Here is a 14803-nt window from a genome sequence, read left to right as displayed (position 1 = left end):
ATGGACATCCGCAAACTGCAACGCGCCATCGTCGATGGCCTCGAGGACGTGAAGGCCCAGGACATCCAGGTCTTCAACACCGAGCACCTGTCGCCACTGTTCGAACGGGTGATCATGGCCTCGGGCCTGAGCAACCGGCAGACAAAGGCCCTGGCCGCCAGCGTGCGCGACGCGGTCCGTTCCCACGGCTTTCCGGTCATGCGCACCGAGGGCGAGGACAACGGCGAGTGGATCATCGTCGACTGTGGCGCGGCCGTGGCGCACATCATGCAGCCCGAGATCCGCCGCTATTACCACCTCGAGGAGATCTGGGGTGGCAAGTCGGTGAAGATGAAGTTCGGTGCGGTGAGCAAGGGCCTGGTCAAGGCCTCGGCGCCCGACGAAGCCCCGGCCGAGCCGAAGCAGCGCGCGGCGACCAAGAAGCCGGCGGCGAAGTATGCGTCGCGCTCCGCCGCCCCGGCGCCGGCGCGCAAGTCCGCCGCGGCCAAGGCGCCGGGAGCCAGGAAGGCGCCGGCTCGCAAGACGGCCGCCTCGGCACCGGTCGCGAAGAAGGCACCGGCCCGGGCCGCCGCCTCGACCGCCCGCGCGCAGGCCGCGAAGCGCGCTCCCGCGAAGAAGGCCGCACCGTCGCGCAAGACTCCGCGCGCATGAAACTCGCGCTGGTCGCCGTCGGCCAGCGCCTGCCGGGCTGGGCCGAAACGGCCTGCGAGGAATACCTCAAGCGCTTTCCCGCCGATTGGCGCGTGGAACTGAAGGCGGTGAAGGCGGAGCCCCGCACCCAGGGTAAGACCGTGGACGCCCTGAAGGCCGCCGAGGCGCAGCGCATCGAGGCGGCCTGCGCCCGGGGCGTGCGCCGTGTCGTGCTCGACGAGCGCGGCACCCGCCTCACCACCCAGCAGCTGGCGCAGCGGCTGCAGGCCTGGCAGCTCGACGGCCGCGACGTGGCGCTGCTGATCGGCGGCCCCGATGGCCTGGCCGACACGCTCAAGGACGGCGCCGACGAGACGTTGCGCCTGTCGGACCTGACGCTGCCCCACGCCTTCGCACGGGTCTTGCTCACCGAAGCGCTGTACCGGGCGTGGTCGGTCAACGCCGGCCACCCTTACCACCGCGAGTAGCGAGCGTGCCCGAATTCCTCTACCTGGCTTCGCAGAGTCCGCGGCGCCGCCAGCTGCTGCTGCAGATCGGCGTGCGCCACGAACTGCTGCTGCCCGGCGCCGACGAGGACAGCGAGGCGCTGGAAGCCGTGCGGCCCGGCGAGGCGGCGGCCGACTATGTGCAGCGCGTGACGCTCGCCAAGCTGGCGGCGGCGCGGGCGCGCCTGCTGCAGCGGGCACTGCAGGCGGCGCCGATCCTGTGCGCCGACACCACCGTGGTGCTGGGCGACCGCATCCTCGGCAAGCCGGCCGATGACGAGGAAGCGGCGCACATGCTCGAGGCCCTGTCGGGCCAGACCCACCAGGTGCTGACGGCGGTGGCCGTGGTCGAGGGACCGCATGCGGCCTTCGAGCCCCAGCTGCGGCTACAGGTGTCGACCGTGCGACTGTGCCGGCTGAGCTCCGACGAGATCGTGCGCTACGTCGCGAGCGGCGAGTCGCACGGCAAGGCCGGGGCCTATGCGATCCAGAGCCAGGCGGCCGCATGGATCGAGCACATCGACGGCAGCTACACCGGCATCATGGGCCTGCCGCTGTTCGAGACGGCACAACTGCTGAGGCCGCTGGGCTGGCAGTTCTAGGCGGTCGCCGTCAGGGCGCTCGCCGCCCGCAATGCCCTGACTTCCCCGAGGGAAAAGCAGCCCGTTCTGCCGGGCTTTTCGGCGCTTGAGCCACCGTGCCTTCGGGGCATTCTCACGGAATCTATGCCGCCGGCTGTTACGACTGTGAACAAGTGCTGCCCTTGAGCGCGAACGTGAGTCGACGCTCACGCGGCGTGAAATGCGGGCGCTATTCTGTCGGCCGTCAGGAATTTGAAGGCTTGCGAGGGAGTCGCGGTTTTGGCGCGGCCGCGGCAGGGTGGGTGCCCTGCTCAACAACATGAAATACAACGTCAATCTTTTGCATGGAGTGGCCTGGAGTACCGTCGGAAAAGTAGCGCAGGTACTTCTCGGTTTCATCACGCTGGCGGCCTTCGCCCGGTTTCTCGGGCCGGAGGCCTTCGGCGTTGTGGCCATGGCCTGGGTGGCCGTCGGCGTCGTCGAGCTCATCACCGGCGGGATGCTGGCGGAGAGCCTGATCCAGCAGAAGGATCTGCGCCCGGCGCACACCAACACCACTTTCTGGCTGCTGCTCGGCTTCGGCTTCATCAGCTTCGTGGTGATCAGCACGTTCAGCGATGGCATCGCGGCGCTGGTGGGTGGGCCCGCAGAGGTCGCGACCGTGCTCGGCTGGCGCGCCATCAGCTTGCCGCTGGGGGCGGTGAGTGGCGTGCACCGGGCGCTGCTGCGCCGCGAAGGCCGTTTCAAGGCGGTCGCCACCGTCGAAACCTTCGGTTCGATGATCGCGAGCGTGCTTGGGATTTCGCTCGCGGTGTCGGGCGCGGGGATCTGGAGCATCATCGTCAACGAGGTTGCTCGCGTCGGCTTCACGATGCTCGGCGCGATGATCGCGACGCGCTGGCGGCCCGGGTTCGAGATCGAGCGCAAGGCGTTCATGGAGCTGCTCAATTTCAACATCGGCTCCCTGGCGGGCGTGGCCATGCTGTACATCGACCGGATGATTCCGCGCCTGGTGATCGGCAACTATCTCGGTGCATCCGCGGTGGGCATCTACACGATGGCAGAGCGGCTGCTCGAACAGATCGGCGACATCCTGATCGGTCCGGCCTGGGACGTCACGTTGGTGATGTCGGCGCGTTCGCAAGGACAGCCGGAGGCGTTGCGCAAGCTGATGCGGCAGACGATCCTGGCGACGGCCCTGGTGGTGATTCCGCTCTACCTCGCACTGGTCGTGCTGGCGCCGACCTTGATCGACCTGGTGTTTGGAGCCCGCTGGGCGGGTGCTGCGACGGTGGTCCAGTTGTTTCTGCTCGGTGGCCTGCTGCTGCCGGCCTCGGAGCTGGGGGTCGCGATGCTGCGGGGCGTCGGCCGTTCCACGCTGGCCATCATGTTGATGGTGGCTGACGTGGTCGTGCAGGCGGCGATGGTCTTTGCGGTCGTCGGTTGGGGGCTGGAGGCAGTGGCCGGCGTTCGCGTCGCGAAGGAGCTGATCCTCTGGCCGGCCGGCGCGCTCGTGTTGGCGAGCGTCGTCGGCATGAGCGTGCGGGCGCAGGCCACCGCGGCGTTCACCCCCTTGCTCGCTGGCGCGCCGATGGCGGCCGTGGTCTGGTCGGTCCACCATCTGCTCGCGCCGGTGTGGCCGCAGTACGTCGCCGTGGCCGCCGCAGCGCTGGCCGGCGCAGTGACCTATCCCTGCATGTTGCGCTGGCTCGCGCCGGCGTCGTTCGAGTCGGCCGTCTCGGCCGTCAGGTCGGCGCTGCGTACGCGTGCAAGCCATTGAGCGATCGGATGACGTCAGATATGGGTTCCATGAAAAAGCAAGCCAGCGCAGCCGATCTGAGGTATTGGGGAGGACGGCTGGCGGGGTTGGAGGAGCTGAGGCTGCCGGCGGACCGGGAGAGGTCTGGGCGAGGCGAAGGTGGCGGAGGGGTGGTGAGGTTCGAGGCCGACGCTGCGGAGGTGAGGGGGCTGAAGGAGCTGGCGAGGCGGCACGGAGCGACGCTGTTCATGGTGTTGCTGGCGGCATACAAGGTGCTGCTGATGCGCCACAGCGGGCAAGAGGACATTGCGGTGGGCACGCCCACGGGGGCGAGGCCGCACGAAGAGCTCGAGGGGCTGATCGGGTACTTCGTGAACATGGTGGTGCTGCGCACCGACCTGAGCGGACGGCCGCGGTTCTCGGAACTGCTGGAGAGGGTGAAGTCCGGAGCGCTGCAGGCCTACGAACACCAGGACCTCAGCTTCGACCGGCTGGTCACGGAGCTCAGTCCGCAGCGCCGCATCGGACACAACCCGCTGTACCAAGTGGTCTTCGACCTGCAGAACGCGCCGCAGGGGGAGCTGAACCTGCAGGGCGTGAGCGCCGAGCGCATGGCCGTGCACACGGGCAAGGCGCAGTTCGACCTGGGGCTCTCGCTCACGGAAGTGCAGGGTGAACTGAGAGGGGAATTCGAATACAGCCGAGAGCTGTTCGAAGAAGAGACGGTGCGCCGGCTGAGCGAGCACTATGGCGAACTGCTGCGCGCCATCGTGAGAGACGAAGGACAGGCCATCGACCGGCTGCCGCTGCTGGGTGAGGTGGAGAAGGCGCTGCTGCTGCAAGGCTGGGAAGGCCGCCGGCAGCCCAACGAAGTGCAGCGCCTGCACGAGTTGTTCGAACGGCAGGCCGAGCGCACGCCGCAAGCACTGGCGGTGCTGTCGACGCAGGAGGGGCAGGGAAGCTGGAGCTACGCCGAACTCAACGACAGAGCCAACGCGCTGGCCCACCACCTGATCGGTCTGGGCGTGGGCCGGGAGGCGCTGGTGGGGGTGTGCATGCAGCGCAGCATGCACACCGTGGTGGCGCTGCTGGGGATTGCCAAGGCTGGCGGGGCCTACCTGCCGCTGGACCCGAGCTACCCTGAAGAGCGACTGGCCTTCATGCTTGAAGACAGCGCGGCGCGCTGGGTACTCGTGGACTGCGAGGCGCGCGAGGCGATGCGCACGTGGGGAGCCGGCGCGACCGGGGTGGAAGTGCTGTGCCTGGAAGAAGAGCCGCTGCAGGCGCTGTGGAGCGGGCCGGCGAAAGGCAACCCCTGCGTGGGGGTCGAGCCGAAGGATCTGGCCTACGTGATCTACACCTCGGGTTCGACGGGGCGGCCCAAGGGCGTGCAAGTGCTGCACGAAGGCATCAGCAACCACGTGCAGTGGTTCGGGCGCACGGTGGGCCTGCAGGCCCGGGACCGGATGCTGTTCAAGACGAGCATCAGCTTCGATCCGGCGCTGGTGGAGATGCTGGTGCCGTTGCACGTCGGGGCGGCGGTGGTGGTGCTGCAGGCTGGGGAAGAGCGCGACAGCGCGAGCGTGATCGAGGCGATCGGCGGGCACGGCGTCACGGTGCTGCAGGTGGTGCCCTCGGCGCTCAAGGCCATGCTGGCGGAGCCGGACCTGAAGGGATGCGGGAGCCTGCGCTACATCGTGTGCGGGGGCGAAGCGCTGGAGAGGAGTCTGGCGAGCGAGGTGGTGCGCAAGCTCAAGGTGCGCATCGGCAACTTCTACGGACCGACCGAGACCAGCATCGATGCGACGTGCCTGCCTGAGGTGGACATCAGCGGCGTGGGGGCGACGGTGCCGATCGGGCGCCCGGTGGACAACATGCACTGCTACGTGCTGGATGGGCACGGGGAGCCCGTGCCGATCGGGGTGATCGGGGAGTTGTACGTGGGCGGGGTGGGGGTGGCGCGAGGCTATCTGAACCGACCGGAGCTGACGGCCGAGCGCTTCGTGGCCGACCCGTTCCGTGAGGGCGGTCGGTTGTACCGAACGGGAGACCTGGCGCGCTGGCGCGCGGAGGGGACGCTGGAGTTCATGGGGCGGGTGGATCACCAGGTCAAGCTGCGCGGCTTCCGCATCGAGCTCGACGAGATCCAGTGCGCGCTCAACGATTGCCTGGGCGTCAGGGAGTCGCTGGCGGTGCTGCAGGAACTCAGTCCGGGCCATCCCCGGCTGGTGGCTTTTCTGGTCGGCGAGGGCGTGCGCCCCGAGGCGGTCCGCGCCCAGTTGAAGCAGCGCCTGCCCGAGCACATGCTGCCGTCTGCCATCACGGTTGTGCCCGCCTTTCCCCTGACACCGAACGGCAAGATCGACCGGGCTGCCCTGCTGGCCCTGTCCGGGCGGGAGCGCTCGTCCGAACGCAGCGATGATGACCTGCCGGACGATCCGATGGAGCGTCTGCTGGCGCGCATCTGGTGTGAAGTGCTGAACCTGGATCGAATCGAATCCCAGGACCATTTCTTCGAGCTGGGTGGCGACTCACTGCTCGCATCGCAGATGATGGCGAGGGCACGCCGGCTCCTGAACGTCAAGGCATCGGTCAATGTGCTGTTCGAGGCGCCCGTCCTGGCCAAGCTGGCCAAGCGCCTGCAATCCGAGGGAGCTCGACTCGATCAGACACGCACCATGCCGTGGTGGCGCGCCGAGCGGCCGGCGCGTCTGCCCCTGTCCGGCGCGCAGAAGGGACTGTGGTTCCTCGACCGTCTGCAGGGATCGAGCGAGGCGTACCACATCTCTCATGCGCTGCGCCTTCGCGGGCGTCTGAACATCGAGGCCCTGCAGACGGCGTTGCAAGCGGTGGTCGATCGGCACGAGAGCCTGAGAACAGGCTTTGTCGAGGACGATGAGGGGCAGCCGCTCCCGCGCATCAGCCCCACCGTGGCGGTCGCCATCCGGGTGCACGCTCTGGACGACGAGGGCGAGCAGGGAGAAGCCGCGTCCCGGGAAGACCGGCTGAGCGAACACCTGCAGGAACTCGTCGCGCAGCCGATGCGGCTCGACGGCGAATCACTGTTGCGTGCACATCTTGTCCGCAACGCGCAAGACGACCATGCGTTGCTGATCGTCATGCACCACATCGTCTCGGATGGGTGGTCCGTGGCCGTGCTGATGCGCGAACTGGAACATTTCTATGCCGCCGGTCTTCGGGGCGAGAAGCCTGTCGTCGAGCGGCTGCCCGTCCAGTTCGCCGACTACGTGCTGTGGCAACAGGAGCAGGAGGCTCGTGAAGCCAGCGCAGCCGATCTGAGGTATTGGGGAGGACGGCTGGCGGGGTTGGAGGAGCTGAGGCTGCCGGCGGACCGGGAGAGGTCTGGGCGAGGCGAAGGTGGCGGAGGGGTGGTGAGGTTCGAGGCCGACGCTGCGGAGGTGAGGGGGCTGAAGGAGCTGGCGAGGCGGCACGGAGCGACGCTGTTCATGGTGTTGCTGGCGGCATACAAGGTGCTGCTGATGCGCCACAGCGGGCAAGAGGACATTGCGGTGGGCACGCCCACGGGGGCGAGGCCGCACGAAGAGCTCGAGGGGCTGATCGGGTACTTCGTGAACATGGTGGTGCTGCGCACCGACCTGAGCGGACGGCCGCGGTTCTCGGAACTGCTGGAGAGGGTGAAGTCCGGAGCGCTGCAGGCCTACGAACACCAGGACCTCAGCTTCGACCGGCTGGTCACGGAGCTCAGTCCGCAGCGCCGCATCGGACACAACCCGCTGTACCAAGTGGTCTTCGACCTGCAGAACGCGCCGCAGGGGGAGCTGAACCTGCAGGGCGTGAGCGCCGAGCGCATGGCCGTGCACACGGGCAAGGCGCAGTTCGACCTGGGGCTCTCGCTCACGGAAGTGCAGGGTGAACTGAGAGGGGAATTCGAATACAGCCGAGAGCTGTTCGAAGAAGAGACGGTGCGCCGGCTGAGCGAGCACTATGGCGAACTGCTGCGCGCCATCGTGAGAGACGAAGGACAGGCCATCGACCGGCTGCCGCTGCTGGGTGAGGTGGAGAAGGCGCTGCTGCTGCAAGGCTGGGAAGGCCGCCGGCAGCCCAACGAAGTGCAGCGCCTGCACGAGTTGTTCGAACGGCAGGCCGAGCGCACGCCGCAAGCACTGGCGGTGCTGTCGACGCAGGAGGGGCAGGGAAGCTGGAGCTACGCCGAACTCAACGACAGAGCCAACGCGCTGGCCCACCACCTGATCGGTCTGGGCGTGGGCCGGGAGGCGCTGGTGGGGGTGTGCATGCAGCGCAGCATGCACACCGTGGTGGCGCTGCTGGGGATTGCCAAGGCTGGCGGGGCCTACCTGCCGCTGGACCCGAGCTACCCTGAAGAGCGACTGGCCTTCATGCTTGAAGACAGCGCGGCGCGCTGGGTACTCGTGGACTGCGAGGCGCGCGAGGCGATGCGCACGTGGGGAGCCGGCGCGACCGGGGTGGAAGTGCTGTGCCTGGAAGAAGAGCCGCTGCAGGCGCTGTGGAGCGGGCCGGCGAAAGGCAACCCCTGCGTGGGGGTCGAGCCGAAGGATCTGGCCTACGTGATCTACACCTCGGGTTCGACGGGGCGGCCCAAGGGCGTGCAAGTGCTGCACGAAGGCATCAGCAACCACGTGCAGTGGTTCGGGCGCACGGTGGGCCTGCAGGCCCGGGACCGGATGCTGTTCAAGACGAGCATCAGCTTCGATCCGGCGCTGGTGGAGATGCTGGTGCCGTTGCACGTCGGGGCGGCGGTGGTGGTGCTGCAGGCTGGGGAAGAGCGCGACAGCGCGAGCGTGATCGAGGCGATCGGCGGGCACGGCGTCACGGTGCTGCAGGTGGTGCCCTCGGCGCTCAAGGCCATGCTGGCGGAGCCGGACCTGAAGGGATGCGGGAGCCTGCGCTACATCGTGTGCGGGGGCGAAGCGCTGGAGAGGAGTCTGGCGAGCGAGGTGGTGCGCAAGCTCAAGGTGCGCATCGGCAACTTCTACGGACCGACCGAGACCAGCATCGATGCGACGTGCCTGCCTGAGGTGGACATCAGCGGCGTGGGGGCGACGGTGCCGATCGGGCGCCCGGTGGACAACATGCACTGCTACGTGCTGGATGGGCACGGGGAGCCCGTGCCGATCGGGGTGATCGGGGAGTTGTACGTGGGCGGGGTGGGGGTGGCGCGAGGCTATCTGAACCGACCGGAGCTGACGGCCGAGCGCTTCGTGGCCGACCCGTTCCGTGAGGGCGGTCGGTTGTACCGAACGGGAGACCTGGCGCGCTGGCGCGCGGAGGGGACGCTGGAGTTCATGGGGCGGGTGGATCACCAGGTCAAGCTGCGCGGCTTCCGCATCGAGCTCGACGAGATCCAGTGCGCGCTCAACGATTGCCTGGGCGTCAGGGAAAGCCTCGTGCTGGCCCGCAGCTACGCCGCGAACGACGAACGTCTGGTGGCTTACCTGGTGACCGCCGACCCGGCCGCGCCGCCGGTGATCGCGGACCTGCGCATCCAGCTCGAGAAGAAGCTGCCGCGTTACATGATCCCGACGGCATTCGCGTTCATCGACAGTTTCCCGCTGACCGCGAACGGCAAGCTCGATCGCACGGCGCTGCCCGAACCGCAGGCCGCCGACCGCGAGGCGGCCTACGCGGCACCGCGAGATGACGCCGAGCGGCGCATGGTCGCGATCTGGGAAGAGGTGCTGAGCATCTCGCCGATCGGCATCGACGACGACTTCTTCGACCTCGGGGGCCACTCGCTGATGGCACTGAAGTTGTTGGCCAGCGTGGAGCGCCAGTTCCACCAGCCGCTGCGGTTGGCGTCGATCATCGAGGCGCCGACGGTGCGCCAGCTCACACAACTGCTGGCGCGGGCTACCAGCGCGCCTCCGGAGACCTGTGTGGTTCCGATCCAGGCCGAGGGCGACGAGCTGCCGCTGTTCTTCGTCTCGGGATACGGCAGCTCGCTGCTGGTATTCAACGCCCTGTCGAAGGCGCTGGGTGCTTCGCAGCCGCTGTTCGTGCTGGACCCGATGGCGTTCGACCCGGTGGCGCTCGAGCACTGGAGCTTCGGCGACATGGCGCAGCGCATGCTCGACGACCTGCGTCGCGTCCAGCCGGCCGGGCCTTATCGTCTGGCCGGGCACTCCATGGGCGGCGTGTTCGTCTACGAGCTGGCTCAGCGCCTGCACGCGGCCGGCGAGCGGGTCGAGCAACTCGTGCTCCTCGACACCGTCGGCCCCGGCTTTCCGGGGCGCCATCCCTGGCCGGTCCGGCTGCAGCTCTACGTGAAGCGAGCCGCGACGCTCGGCCCCTCGGGTATGGCGCGTTACGTTCGCTGGTTCTTCACCACGATCTTCAAGCGTTCGGGGCATGATCTGCTCGAGAACCTCGGTGCCCTGGCCGAGACACGCATCGGCAAGGCGCAGAAGCGAAGCGCCGCGATCGTGTACGACGCGTCGGAAGCCTACGAGCCCACCCTCTACCCCGGCTCGCTGACCCTGGTGCGCAGCACGCAGGACAAGCTGAAGATCGGTGAGATCGATGACCCCTACATGGGCTGGCGACCGCTGGTGCGCGGCGAGATCCATCGCGAATCCATGGACTGTATCCACAAGGAGATGCTGGACGCGGATCACGCCGACGTGCTGGCTGCGCTGCTGGTCAAGACGCGCTTGCAGGGGCTTTGACCGGCCCTCCCGCCGTCCGTCGAATGCCGTGATGCCGTCCCCCGCTGCCAGCCGGCTGCCGCTGCCCGGTATCGATGTGTGGCGCGTCGCCACGGCTGCGTTCTCCACAGCCGGCGAGGACTGGCACCGCGACCTGCTTGACGGCGAGGAGCGCTGGCGGTCAGCGCGCTTGCGCCGGCCGGAGGACCGCCTTCGATTCGAGGGGGGACGAGCCAGCCTGCAGATGCTGCTGGGTCACTACCTCGGCAGCGGCAACGGTCGCACGGAGATCGCTGCCGACAGCTTGGGCAAGCTCCACCTCGTGCCGGCGGGACGGATGTTGACCTTCAACAGCAGCCATTCTGGCGACTGGATACTCCACGCGTTCGCGAACGGCGTGAGCGTGGGCATCGACGTCGAGAAACTCGACTCGAGGATCGAGCGCGGTCTCGACGACTATCTTGTCGCGCTGGCACCGGAGGAACGGGTCGCCCTCGAGCAGTGCCCGCCGGCCCGCCGTTCATTCCAGTTCGTGCGGTGCTGGGTGCGCAAGGAGGCCTACCTGAAGGCGCTTGGCAACGGGCTGCAGCGCTCGCCGGAGCTCGTGAGCATCGGCGCAGCGGTCGACGGACGCGTCGGGCTGCTCTACGACCGGAATGCCCCGGAAGCGGCCGGACCGTGGAACTTCGTCGATCTGGCGATCGACGATCGGCACCTCGGCTGCCTGGCCTACCCGGGGCCGGCGCAACCCGTGCGTTTGTGCGACGAGGCGGCGTGGCACGGCGTCCGCGGAGCGTGGGCCGCCCGGTCCGGGGAGTAGCCGACAGGTCCCGCTCGACGCGCCGGCTACCATGGCTGCATGCAAGACATCCTGATCAACTGGTCTCCGCAGGAGACCCGTGTCGCCATCATCGAGAACGGTGCGGTGCAGGAGTTGCATCTCGAGCGAACGCTCGAGCGGGGGCTGGTCGGCAACATCTACGCCGGTCGCGTGGTGCGGGTGTTGCCGGGCATGCAGAGCGCGTTCATCGACATCGGACTCGAGCGGGCTGCATTCCTGCACGTGGCCGACCTGCACCGCGAGGACGCGCCCGGCCGCGACAACCCGCCGCCGGCGCCGATCGAGCGTCAGGTGTTCGAGGGCCAGGCACTGCTGGTGCAGGTGATCAAGGACTCCATCGGCACCAAGGGCGCGCGACTGTCGACGCAGATCAGCATCGCCGGCCGGTTGCTGGTGTTCCTGCCGCAGGACGACCGCATCGGCATCAGCCAGAAGATCGGATCGCACGAGCTGCGCGAGCAACTGCGCACCCGCATGCAGGCCCTGGTGGCCCCGCCGAACGGCGGCAGCAGCAGCAGCGGCGGCTTCATCCTGCGCACCAATGCCGAGGAGGCCACCGACGCCGAGCTGGCGGAAGACATCGCCTACCTGCGCAAGACCTGGACCGCGATCCGCGAGCGCGCCTTCAAGGCGCCGTCCGGCACCTTGCTGCACCTGGACCTGAACCTGATGCAGCGGGTGCTGCGCGACCTGACCCACGACCAGACCCACGCCGTGCGCATCGATTCGCGCATGCAGTACGAGGCGTTGCAGGAGTTCGGCGAACAGTACATGCCGAGCTCGGTGGCCAAGCTCGAGCACTACCACGGCGAGCGTCCGATCTTCGACCTGTTCGGCATCGACCAGGAGATCGAGCGTGCGCTGGCGAGGCGTGTCGACCTGAAGAGCGGCGGCTACCTCATCATCGACCAGACCGAGGCGCTGACGACGATCGACGTCAACACCGGGGGCTACGTCGGCGCGCGCAACTTCGACGAGACGATCTTCAAGACCAACCTCGAGGCGGCGCTCGCCATCGCCCGCCAGCTGCGGCTGCGCAATCTGGGCGGCATCATCATCATCGACTTCATCGACATGGCTCGAGAGGAGCACCAGAACGCGGTGCTCGCCGAACTGCGCAAGCAGCTCGCGCGCGACCGTACCAAGACCACGGTGAGCGGCTTCACGCAGCTCGGCCTGGTGGAGATGACGCGCAAGCGCACCCGCGAATCGCTGGCCCACCTGCTGTGCGAGCCGTGCCCCACCTGCCAGGGCAAGGGCCAGGTGAAGACGCCGCGCAGCGTCTGCTACGACATCCTGCGCGAGATCCTGCGAGAGGCGCGGCAGTTCAACCCCAAGGAGTTCCGTGTGGTCGCCAGCGCCGCGGTGGTGGAGATGCTGCTCGACGAGGAGAGCCAGCACCTCGCCGGCCTGTCCGACTTCATCGGCAAGCCGGTGTCGCTGCAGACCGAGCCCGGGCTCTCGCCCGAGGCCTACGACATCGTGCTGCTGTAGCGGATCGCGTTCCACCCGTGGGCGCAGTAGTGCAGTCGGCCCGCGGGCCTTGTGCACTCCGTTGCTTTTGTGTCCCTACAATGCCGGCCGAATCATGTCATCGTCCGTGATCGTCCTCTGCAGCAGCGAGGCGCCTTGCGTCGGCGCCCGCGGGGGGCCGACGGCGCTCTACACCGTGTCACGACTTTCCTCGGGCCCTGGGGTGCGAACGGCCGGTGCCGGCTGGTATCCTGCCCGGGTATCGAGTTTGTTGCGCTGCGGCGTGGTGCGCCGTGCCGGCGACACCGTGCACGAGCCCGCGCTTGCGGATGCCTCGGTCGCTTCTTCCGACGGACCCTTCCTCCCCGACAGCATGCCTCACATCGAGCCCCGTCTCGACACGACGATCCGCGATGCGGGCGCTCTGGCCGCTCACTCTGCCGCATGACCCACCTTCGAGCCCTGTCTTCTCCTCCCTCGATGCTGCGCCGCAGCCTGGTGGCACTGCCGCTCGCTGCGGCGCTGCCGCCCGCGTTGGCCCAGTTCCGCGTCGAGATCTCCGGCGTCGGCGCCACGCAGTTGCCGATCGCCGTCGTGAAGTTCCGCGACGAGGAGAAGGCGCCGCAGCCGGTGGGCGCCATCGTGCGGGCCGATCTCGAGCGCAGCGGGGTGTTCCGCAATCTCGACACCGCCGGCGTGGTGCTCGACGAAGGTTCCCAGCCGGCGATGAGCGACTGGCGCGGCCGCAGCGCCGACGCGCTGGTCGGCGGCTCGGTGACGCGCCTGGCCGATGGCCGTTTCGATGTGCGCTACCGTCTGTGGGACGTGGTGAAGGGCCGCGACCTCGGTGGCCAGAGCTACGCGGTCCCGGCCGCCGACCTGCGCCTCGCGGCGCACCGCATCGCCGACGCCATCTACGAGAAGCTCACCGGCGAGAAGGGCGTGTTCTCGACGCGCATCGCCTACGTCACCAAGGGGGGAGGGCGCTACACGCTGTGGGTCACCGACGCCGACGGCGAAGGCGGCCAGTCGGCGCTCGCCAGTCCCGAGCCCATCATCTCGCCGGCCTGGTCGCCCGATGGCCGTGAACTGGCCTACGTGTCCTTCGAGAGTCGCAAGGCCGTGGTCTATGTGCAGGAGGTCGCCAGCGGCAAGCGCCGCACGCTGGCGAGCTTCCGCGGCTCGAACAGCGCGCCGGCGTGGTCGCCCGACGGTCGCCAGCTTGCCTTGACGCTGAGTCGCGACGGGGGCTCGCAGCTCTTCGTGATGGGGCGCGACGGCGAGGGCGTGAAACGTCTGACCAGCAGCGGTGCGATCGACACCGAGGCCACGTGGGCGCCGGACGGCAAATCGATCTACTTCGTCAGCGACCGGGGCGGCAGCCCGCAGATCTACCGCGTGCCGGCCGGCGGCGGCAATGCCGAGCGGGTGAGCTTCGGCGGCAGCTACAACATCAGCCCGGCGATCAGCCCGGACGGGCGCACGATGGCCTATATCTCGCGCGACGGCGGCGCCTTCCGGGTGCAGGTGATGGACCTCGCCAGCGGAACCGCCCGCGCGGTGAGCGACACCAAGGACGATGAAAGCCCCAGCTTCGCACCGAACGGCCGGCTCATCATCTACGCCACCCGCGACGGCGGCCGCGATGTGCTGATGACCACCACGACCGACGGCAAGATCAAGGCCCGCCTCGTGTCGACCCAGGCCGATGTGCGCGAGCCGGTCTGGGGCCCCTACGGACGCTGAGTCCGCGGTGGCCCGCCCCCCTTTCGTCGATCGACCACCATTTACCAATGAGGAGAGAACCATGATGTCGATGATCCGCCGCTCCACCCCCGCCCTGACTCTGCTGGCCGCTCTGGCCCTGGCCGGCTGCAGTTCGCCGGTGAAGCTGGACGAGCCGCCGGTGGAGAGCCGCACGGCCGCTCCGGTCGGTGGCGCCGGCGCCGGCGGTTCGGCCAGCGGGACCAGCCAGTCGCAGGTCGCCAACGTCGACCTGTCGGCTCAGCAGGCTGGTGCGCTGGGCAAGGTGGTCTATTTCGACTTCGACAGCTTCCTGGTGAAGGACGAATACCGCCCGATCGTCGACAACTACTCCAAGGTGCTGAACAGCGACCGCAAGAAGCGCGTTGTCATCGAAGGCCACACCGACGAGCGCGGTGGCCGCGAGTACAACCTTGCGCTGGGCCAGAAGCGCGCCGAGGCGGTGGCCAAGTCGCTGACGCTGCTGGGCGTGCAGGACGGGCAGATCGAGTCGGTCAGCTATGGCAAGGAGCGTCCGGCGGTCACCGGCAGCGACGAGGCGGCGTGGGCCAAGAACCGCCGTGCCGAACTGCGCGACCGCTGAG

General features: G+C 68.4%; 9 protein-coding genes. All 9 read left to right on the top strand.

Going from position 1 to position 14803, the window contains the following annotated elements:
- The 9 genes from rsfS to pal all read left to right on the top strand — a co-directional run bounded on the left by rsfS (position 1) and on the right by pal (position 14802).
- Positions 1–651 (top strand): ribosome silencing factor, encoded by a 651-nt coding sequence (rsfS, locus tag C1M51_RS01555; RefSeq protein WP_129447925.1) that lies wholly within the window; start codon positions 1–3, stop codon positions 649–651.
- Positions 648–1118, top strand: a complete 471-nt coding sequence (rlmH, locus tag C1M51_RS01550; RefSeq protein WP_129447924.1) for a 23S rRNA (pseudouridine(1915)-N(3))-methyltransferase RlmH — start codon at positions 648–650, stop codon at positions 1116–1118. The genes rsfS and rlmH overlap by 4 nt, the downstream gene beginning before the upstream one ends.
- A gap of 5 nt (positions 1119–1123) precedes the next feature.
- Complete coding sequence (locus C1M51_RS01545) at positions 1124–1738, top strand: nucleoside triphosphate pyrophosphatase (RefSeq protein ID WP_129447923.1); 615 nt, start codon at positions 1124–1126, stop codon at positions 1736–1738.
- A gap of 298 nt (positions 1739–2036) precedes the next feature.
- Positions 2037–3497: an oligosaccharide flippase family protein gene (locus C1M51_RS01540; RefSeq protein ID WP_129447922.1), complete on the top strand. Its 1461-nt coding sequence runs from the start codon at positions 2037–2039 to the stop codon at positions 3495–3497.
- Positions 3494–10162 (top strand): non-ribosomal peptide synthetase, encoded by a 6669-nt coding sequence (locus C1M51_RS01535; protein WP_165349625.1) that lies wholly within the window; start codon positions 3494–3496, stop codon positions 10160–10162. The genes C1M51_RS01540 and C1M51_RS01535 overlap by 4 nt, the downstream gene beginning before the upstream one ends.
- Before the next feature lie 31 nt (positions 10163–10193).
- Complete coding sequence (locus tag C1M51_RS01530) at positions 10194–10961, top strand: 4'-phosphopantetheinyl transferase superfamily protein (protein WP_165349624.1); 768 nt, start codon at positions 10194–10196, stop codon at positions 10959–10961.
- A 39-nt stretch (positions 10962–11000) separates the two neighbouring features.
- Entirely contained in the window at positions 11001–12476 is a 1476-nt protein-coding gene (gene rng / locus C1M51_RS01525) for a ribonuclease G (RefSeq protein ID WP_129447919.1), read from the top strand.
- A gap of 459 nt (positions 12477–12935) precedes the next feature.
- Positions 12936–14201, top strand: a complete 1266-nt coding sequence (gene tolB, locus C1M51_RS01520; RefSeq protein WP_207207786.1) for a Tol-Pal system beta propeller repeat protein TolB — start codon at positions 12936–12938, stop codon at positions 14199–14201.
- A gap of 61 nt (positions 14202–14262) precedes the next feature.
- Positions 14263–14802 (top strand): peptidoglycan-associated lipoprotein Pal, encoded by a 540-nt coding sequence (gene pal / locus C1M51_RS01515; RefSeq protein ID WP_129447918.1) that lies wholly within the window; start codon positions 14263–14265, stop codon positions 14800–14802.
- Position 14803 lies beyond the last annotated feature (1 nt).

The sequence above is a fragment of the Methylibium sp. Pch-M genome, from assembly GCF_004136295.1.
Lineage (GTDB): Bacteria > Pseudomonadota > Gammaproteobacteria > Burkholderiales > Burkholderiaceae_C > Methylibium > Methylibium petroleiphilum.
The sequence above is the reverse complement of the archived record's forward strand: the minus strand, read 5'-3'. Positions and strand labels throughout refer to the sequence as shown.

Bases quoted from the DNA above. Each gene is read 5' to 3' on its own strand.
- pal (WP_129447918.1), top strand. From the start codon at position 14,263: ATGATGTCGATGATCCGCCGCTCCACCCCCGCCCTGACTCTGCTGGCC.
- rng (WP_129447919.1), top strand. From the start codon at position 11,001: ATGCAAGACATCCTGATCAACTGGTCTCCGCAGGAGACCCGTGTCGCC.
- rsfS (WP_129447925.1), top strand. From the start codon at position 1: ATGGACATCCGCAAACTGCAACGCGCCATCGTCGATGGCCTCGAGGAC.
- tolB (WP_207207786.1), top strand. From the start codon at position 12,936: ATGCTGCGCCGCAGCCTGGTGGCACTGCCGCTCGCTGCGGCGCTGCCG.
- C1M51_RS01540 (WP_129447922.1), top strand. From the start codon at position 2,037: ATGAAATACAACGTCAATCTTTTGCATGGAGTGGCCTGGAGTACCGTC.
- rlmH (WP_129447924.1), top strand. From the start codon at position 648: ATGAAACTCGCGCTGGTCGCCGTCGGCCAGCGCCTGCCGGGCTGGGCC.
- C1M51_RS01530 (WP_165349624.1), top strand. From the start codon at position 10,194: ATGCCGTCCCCCGCTGCCAGCCGGCTGCCGCTGCCCGGTATCGATGTG.